This window comes from Geodermatophilus sp. SYSU D00705 (assembly GCF_054050135.1).
In genome coordinates, this window is the sequence record NZ_JBJGYT010000066.1 from 1 (window position 1) to 6,654 (window position 6,654).

General features: G+C 76.4%; 7 protein-coding genes. 2 read left to right on the plus strand and 5 right to left on the minus strand.

The genetic code is table 11. The features are described from left to right. Positions 1-181 precede the first annotated feature (181 nt). A complete protein-coding gene (locus tag ACI78Q_RS23455) occupies positions 182-1,387 on the plus strand; it encodes a DUF445 domain-containing protein (RefSeq protein ID WP_456925890.1) in 1,206 nt (401 codons plus the stop codon). A gap of 31 nt (positions 1,388-1,418) precedes the next feature. Here the strand turns inward: ACI78Q_RS23455 and rlmB are convergent, their stop codons facing one another. The 5 genes from rlmB to ACI78Q_RS23480 are packed head-to-tail and all read right to left on the minus strand — an operon-like array spanning position 1,419 to position 5,591. Then, a complete protein-coding gene (rlmB, locus tag ACI78Q_RS23460; protein ID WP_456925891.1) occupies positions 1,419-2,411 on the minus strand; it encodes a 23S rRNA (guanosine(2251)-2'-O)-methyltransferase RlmB in 993 nt (330 codons plus the stop codon). After that, positions 2,393-3,796 (minus strand): cysteine--tRNA ligase, encoded by a 1,404-nt coding sequence (gene cysS / locus ACI78Q_RS23465; protein WP_456925892.1) that lies wholly within the window; start codon positions 3,794-3,796, stop codon positions 2,393-2,395. Before cysS ends, rlmB begins: the two co-directional genes overlap by 19 nt. Before the next feature lie 27 nt (positions 3,797-3,823). Then, positions 3,824-4,318 carry a 2-C-methyl-D-erythritol 2,4-cyclodiphosphate synthase gene (gene ispF / locus ACI78Q_RS23470; RefSeq protein ID WP_456925893.1) on the minus strand — a complete coding sequence of 165 codons (495 nt, stop codon included), beginning with the start codon at positions 4,316-4,318 and terminating at the stop codon, positions 3,824-3,826. Then, positions 4,315-5,067: a 2-C-methyl-D-erythritol 4-phosphate cytidylyltransferase gene (ispD, locus tag ACI78Q_RS23475; RefSeq protein WP_456925894.1), complete on the minus strand. Its 753-nt coding sequence runs from the start codon at positions 5,065-5,067 to the stop codon at positions 4,315-4,317. The genes ispF and ispD overlap by 4 nt, the downstream gene beginning before the upstream one ends. Positions 5,068-5,108: 41 nt before the next feature. Further along, positions 5,109-5,591 carry a CarD family transcriptional regulator gene (locus ACI78Q_RS23480; protein WP_097206868.1) on the minus strand — a complete coding sequence of 161 codons (483 nt, stop codon included), beginning with the start codon at positions 5,589-5,591 and terminating at the stop codon, positions 5,109-5,111. 158 nt (positions 5,592-5,749) lie between these two features. Here ACI78Q_RS23480 and ACI78Q_RS23485 point away from each other — a divergent pair. Then, a partial coding sequence (locus tag ACI78Q_RS23485) for a UbiA family prenyltransferase (protein ID WP_456925895.1) occupies positions 5,750-6,654 on the plus strand: 905 nt, incomplete at its 3' end.

Consider the following 6,654-nt stretch of genomic DNA (forward strand, 5'->3'; position numbering starts at 1 on the left):
GGTGTGGGGGGTGCTGAGGGTGTGGGGGGGGTGGTGGGCGGGGGGCGGGGGGGGGGGTGGGGGGGGCGCGCCCCCCCCCCCCCCCCCCCCCCCCCCCCCCCCCCCCCCCCCCCCCCCCCCCCCGACCGCCCCGTTCGCCCGCTCCCTCGACGACCCGGAGCGGGCACGCGACCTCGCCCGGATGAAGCGGCTGGCCACGGGGCTCTTCCTCGCCGCCGCGGCCGTCTTCGTCATCTGCGTCCTCTTGGGACCCGAGACCGGGGCATGGGTCGGCTACGTCCGGGCGACCGCCGAGGCCTCGATGGTGGGGGCGCTGGCCGACTGGTTCGCCGTCACCGCGCTGTTCCGGCACCCGCTGCGGCTGCCGATCCCGCACACGGCGATCATCCCGCGCAAGAAGGACCAGATCGGCGCCAGCCTCGGCGCGTTCGTCCAGGAGAACTTCCTGACCCGCGCGGTGGTCGAGGAGAAGCTGACCACGGTCGACGTCCCGGGCCGGCTCGGCGCCTTCCTCGCCGCCCCCGGACGGGCCGAGCGGCTGGCCGGGGACGCCTCGGCGGTGCTGCACTCGGTGGCCGACCTGCTCAGGGACGAGGACCTGCAGCCCGCCGTCGCCGCCCTCGTCGACCGCAAGCTGCACGCCACCCCCGCCGCTCCCGTGGTGGCCCGCGCCCTGGAGCTGGTCGTCGACGGCGACCGCCACCAGGAGGTGCTCTCGGCCGCGCTGCGGGGGCTGGCCCGCTTCCTCGAGGACAACCGGGTCGTCTTCCGCGCCCAGCTGGGCGACGCCTCCCCCGCGTGGGTGCCCGACTGGGTCGACGACCGCGTGTTCGACCGGGTCTTCGCCGCCGTCCAGGGCTTCCTCGAGGAGGTCGGCGAGGACCCCCGCCACGAGCTGCGGCGGGACTACGACGCCCGGCTGCGGGCCTACGTGCACGCGCTGCGCACCGACCCGGCGACCGCGGGCCACGTCGAGGAGCTGAAGAAGGAGCTGCTCGAGCACCCCGCCGTCCGGAGCTGGTCGGGGTCGCTGTGGAGCAACCTGAAGAACGCCGTCCTCGCCGCCGCCGCGGACCCGGACTCGGTCCTGCGCACCCGGGTCGCCGCGCTCATCCGCGACGGCGCGCGGCTGCTGCAGACCGACCCGACGGTGCGCGAGCTGGTCCAGCGGCGGGCGCACACCATCGCCGGCTCGCTGGTCGAGCGGTTCTCCGGCGACCTGGCCGACCTGGTGGGCGGGACGGTGGCCCGCTGGGACACCGAGGAGACCAGCCGCCGGATCGAGCTGCAGGTCGGCCGTGACCTGCAGTGGATCCGCGTCAACGGCACCGTGGTCGGCGGCCTGGCCGGCCTGGTCATCTACACCGTCGCCCAGCTGCTCGGCTAGCGGAGGCTGACGGCGCAGGAAACCTGCGCGCTCAGCCTCCGCTGGAGCGGCGGGCGGAGGCGGCGGCGTACAGCGCGATGCCCGCGGCGACGCTCACGTTCAGCGACTCGGTGTCCCTCGCGATGGGGATGCGGACGACGAGGTCGCAGCGCTCGCGCACCAGCCGCGACAGCCCGGCGCCCTCGGCGCCCACCACGAGCGCGACCGGGTCGGCGAACCCGTCGAACTCGTGCACGTCGACGTCCCCGTCGCCGGCCAGGCCGACGGTCATGAGCCCGGCGTCCTGGTAGGAGCCCAGGGCGCGGGCCAGGTTGACCGCGCGCGCGACCGGCAGCCGCGCGGCGGCGCCGGCGCTGGTGCGCCACGCCGAGGCGGTCATGCCCACCGAGCGGCGCTGCGGCACGACGACGCCGTGCGCGTCGAACGCGGCGGCCGACCGGACGACGGCGCCGAGGTTGCGCGGGTCGGTGACGCCGTCCATGGCGACGACCAGGGGCGGCCGGCCCGAGTCGCGGGCCAGGTCGAGCAGGTCGTCCGGATGGGCGTACTGGTACGGCGGCACCTGCAGGCCGATGCCCTGGTGCAGCGCTCCGTTCGACATCCGGTCGAACTCGGCCTTGCCGACCTCCAGCAGCGGCAGCCCGCGGTCACCGGCGAGCGCGATGGCCTCTGCGATCCGTTCGTCGAGGGCGCCGCGGGTGGTGTCGCCGGTGACGACGTACAGCGCGGTCGCGGGGATCTGTGCCCGCAGCGCCTCGACCACCGGGTTGCGGCCCAGCAGCAGCTCGGGGGCCTCCTCGGCCCGCTGCCGGCTGCGGTCCCGCTCGGCCCGCCGCCGCGCGTCGGCCTGGGCCCGGCGCTGCGCGGGGTGCCCGGTACGGGCCTCGGCCGGCGGGGTGGCGCCGCGGCCGGCCAGCGCCCGGCGGTTCTTGCCGCCGGTCCCCGCGGTCGCCGTCTTCTTGCCGGCGCCGCTGCTGCGGCCCCGTCGCTGACTGTTGCCGGCCATCAGCGGCTCAGCTCCCATCGGGGTCCGTTCGGGGTGTCCTCGACCTGCACGCCGAGACCGGCGAGCTGGTCGCGGATCGCGTCGGCGGCCGCGTAGTCCTTGCGCGCGCGGGCGGCCTGCCGCTGCTCCAGCGCCAGCGCCACCAGCCCGCCGGTGACCTCGGTCAGCCGGTCGTCGCCCCCGCCGGCGGACCAGCGCGGGTCGAGCGGGTCCAGGCCCAGCACGCCGAGCATGGCGCGCACCGAGCCCAGCGCCGCCGCCACCGCCTCGTCCCGGCCCTCGGACAGCGCGCTGTTGCCGTGCCGCACCGCCTCGTGGACGGCGGCGATCGCGGCCGGGGTGCCCAGGTCGTCGTCCATCGCGGCGCGGAACTCCGGCGCCAGCTCCGGCTTGCCGGCTCCCTCGCCGACCCGTTCGGCCGCCCGCCGCACGAACGACTCCAGCCGCCGGTAGGCCGCTCCGGCTTCGGCGAGCGCGGCGTCGGTGAACTCGATCGTCGACCGGTAGTGCGGGGCGACCAGGTAGTAGCGCAGCTCCACCGGCCGCACCCGCTTGACGACCTCGTCGACCTGCGCGGTGTTGCCCAGCGACTTGCTCATCTTCTCGCCGCCGAGGGTGACCCAGCCGTGGTGCAGCCAGTACCGCGCGAACCCGTCACCGGCGGCCATCGACTGGGCGCGCTCGTTCTCGTGGTGCGGGAAGCGCAGGTCGAGTCCGCCACCGTGGAGGTCGAACTCGGCGCCGAGGTACCGCTCGGCCATCGCCGAGCACTCGATGTGCCAGCCCGGCCGGCCGCGGCCCCACGGTGTCGGCCAGGCAGCGGTGTCCGGCTCGCCGGGCTTGGCGGCCTTCCACAGTGCGAAGTCGCGGGGGTCGCGCTTGCGCTCGTCGGACTCGGTGTCGGCGGCCGGCTGGAGATCACCGAGCGTCTGCCGGGTCAGCTCGCCGTAGCCGGGGAAGCTGCGGACGTCGAAGTAGACGTCGCCGTCGACGGCGTAGGCGTGCCCGCGCTCGATGAGCCGCTCGATCAGCGCCACCATGTCGGGGACGTGGCCCGTGGCCCGCGGCTCGTAGGTCGGCGGCAGCACCCCGAGGACCGCGTAGGCGGAGGTGACCGCCAGCTCGTAGCGGTACGCCCAGGCCCACCACGGCACGCCGTTCTCGGCGGCCTTGGTGAGGATCTTGTCGTCGACGTCGGTGACGTTGCGGACGTAGGTGACCTCGAGGCCGCCGGCGGTGAGCCAGCGGCGCAGCACGTCGAAGACGAGTGCCGACCGCACGTGCCCCACGTGCGGCGGGCCCTGGGGGGTGAGCCCGCAGACGTACATGGAGGCCTGGCCCGCACGCAGGGGCGTGAAGTCGCGGACCGCGCGGGCGGCCGTGTCGTACAGGCGGAGGCTCACTGCGGGGAGTCTACGGAGCCGCGGTGGTCAGGTCGGTCCGGCGTCCACCCGGACCACCAGCGCCGTCGCCATCGCCGCGCGGCCCTCGCCCCGGCCGGTGAGGCCCAGGCCGTCGGTCGTGGTGGCGGTGACGCTGACCGGCGCGCCGAGGGCCGCCGACAGCACCGCCTCGGCCTCAGCCCGGCGCGGCCCCACCTTGGGACTGTTCCCGACCAGCTGCACCGCGGCGTTGCCGACCCGCCACCCGGCGGCGGCGAGCGTGGCGCGCACGTGCTCGAGCACCGCCACCCCGCGGGCGCCGGCCCACCGGGGGTCGTCGGTGCCGAGCAGCCCGCCGATGTCGCCCAGCCCGGCGGCCGAGAGGACGGCGTCGGTCAGGGCGTGGGCCACGACGTCCCCGTCGGAGTGGCCGGCGCAGCCGTCGACCCCCGGCCACTCCAGCCCGGCCAGCCAGCAGGGCCGGCCGGCCTCGATCGGGTGGACGTCGACCCCCAGGCCGACCCGCGGCAGCTCGGCGCTCACCGGCGGGCGCCCAGCCTCGCTGATGGCTCGACCTTGGGCTCGTCCCGCTCCCCGGTCGCCGGCGCTCCCTGCGATGTTCGCTCGCCCGTCGTCCTCACGAGCAACTCGGCGAGGGCCAGGTCGTGGGCGACGGTCACCTTCGCCGCCCGCTCGTCACCGGCCACCGTGGCGACCGGCAGGCCGGCGGCACGGACGACCGCGGCGTCGTCGGTGAGCTCGGCGTCCTCGGGCAGGGCCGCGTAGGCCGCGGCGAGGGCGGCCCGGGCGAAGCCCTGCGGGGTCTGCACCCGCCGCAGCGCCTCCCGCGGCAGGGCGCCGGTCAGCACGCCGTCGTCGTCCACGGTGACGGTCGTGTCGGTCACCGGGAGGACGGGGACCACGGCCGCGGCGCCGGCGGCGAGGGCGCCCAGCACGCGCCGGACGACGTCCGGCGGGGTCAGCGGACGGGCGGCGTCGTGCACCAGCACCGCGTCGGCGTGGTCGGTGGCCGCGGTGAGGGCGGCCCGGACCGACGCGGTCCGGGTGGCGCCGCCCGCGACCAGCCGCACGTCCGCGGGCAGCACCGTCGCGAAGGCGCCGAGCTCCTGGGCCGGGACGGCGACCACCACGTCGGCCACACCGGCGTCCCGGAGGGTGTCCACGGCCCAGCAGACCAGCGCCCGCCCACCGAGCGGGACCAGCGCCTTCGGCCGATCGGCCCCCAGACGCAGACCACTCCCGGCCGCTGCGACGATGCCGACAGCGTGCACGGGAGTGGTCTGGGACGTGCGTAGGTCAGCCGAGCCCGGGCTCAGCTGGCGAGGACCTCGTCGAGGAGCACCTCGGCCTTGTCCTCGTTGGTGCCCTCGGCGAGCGCGAGCTCGCTGACCAGGATCTGGCGGGCCTTGGAGAGCATGCGCTTCTCGCCGGCGGAGAGACCACGGTCCTTGTCGCGACGCCACAGGTCGCGGACGACCTCGGCGACCTTGTTCACGTCACCGGAGGCGAGCTTCTCGAGGTTGGCCTTGTAGCGGCGCGACCAGTTGGTCGGCTCCTCGGTGTGCGGGGCACGCAGGACCTCGAAGACCCGGTTCAGCCCCTCCTGACCGACGACGTCACGGACGCCGACGATCTCTGCGTTGTCGGCCGGCACGCGCACGGTGAGGTCGCCCTGGGCGACCTTCAGCACGAGGTAGGCCTTCTCTTCACCCTTGATGACCCGCTTCTCGATCGCCTCGATGAGCGCGGCACCGTGGTGCGGGTAGACAACGGTCTCGCCGACAGTGAAGCCCATGTGTGTGTGACCCCTTTCGCTGTCCACAGGTTACCACGGCAAACTGACGAACGGGACGGCCCAGATTCGTAAACCCGCAGGTCAGCCGCCCTATGAAGTACCGGGGAGGGGTTGACAGCAGCGTGGTCGATGTGCCTGCACACCCAGCGTCGCCGGGGGTGACCGCCCGCGCACTGGTGCTGGCCACCCACCCCGGCCCCGCGGTCGCGGTGACCGTGGTGGCCACCCTCCTGGCCGTCGCCGCCGGGTGCCCGGCGGGGCGGGTGGCGCTCGTGGGGCTGGCCGTCCTCGCTGGTCAGGCCTCCATCGGCTGGAGCAACGACTGGCTCGACGCCGACCGCGACCGCGCCGTCGCCCGAGCCGACAAACCGGTCGTGCAGGGCGCGGTCGCACCTGCGCTGCTGCGCTCGCTGGCCCTGGCCGCGGTCGCGGCGGCCGTCGTCCTGTCGCTGCTGCTCGGCCTCGTGCCCGGTCTGCTGCTGCTGGTGCTGGTGGCCAGCGGGTGGGCCTACAACGCCGGCCTGAAGCGGACCGCTGCCTCGGCCGTGCCCTACGTGACCGGCTTCGGCGCGCTGCCTGCCGGCGTGGTCGCCGCCGCGCCCGGCGCCCCGGTCGCGCCGTGGTGGCTGGTCGCCGCCGGCGGGGCGCTCGGCGCGGCCGCACACCTGGCCAACGTCGCGCCCGACATCGAGGACGACCTGGCCACCGGCGTGCGCGGGCTCCCCCACCGGCTGGGTGCCCGCGTCTCCGCCGTCCTCGGCGCGCTCCTGCTGGGCGGGGCGTCCCTGGTGCTCGTCCTCGGTCCCGACGGGCCGCCGACCGCGGCGGCCTGGGTGGGGCTCGCGCTCGCGGTGCCCGCCGTCGCGGTCGCGGCGCTCGCGGGCAGTCCCCGGTTCCGGCGGCTGGCGTTCCCCGCCGTCATGCTGCTGACGGTGCTGGACGTCGTCCTCCTCCTGGCCGGCGGGGGGGGGGGGGGGGGGGGGGGGGGGGGGGGGGGGGGGGGGGGGGGGGGGGGGGGGGGGGGGGGGGGGGGGGGGGGGGGGGGGGGGGGGGGGGGGGGGGG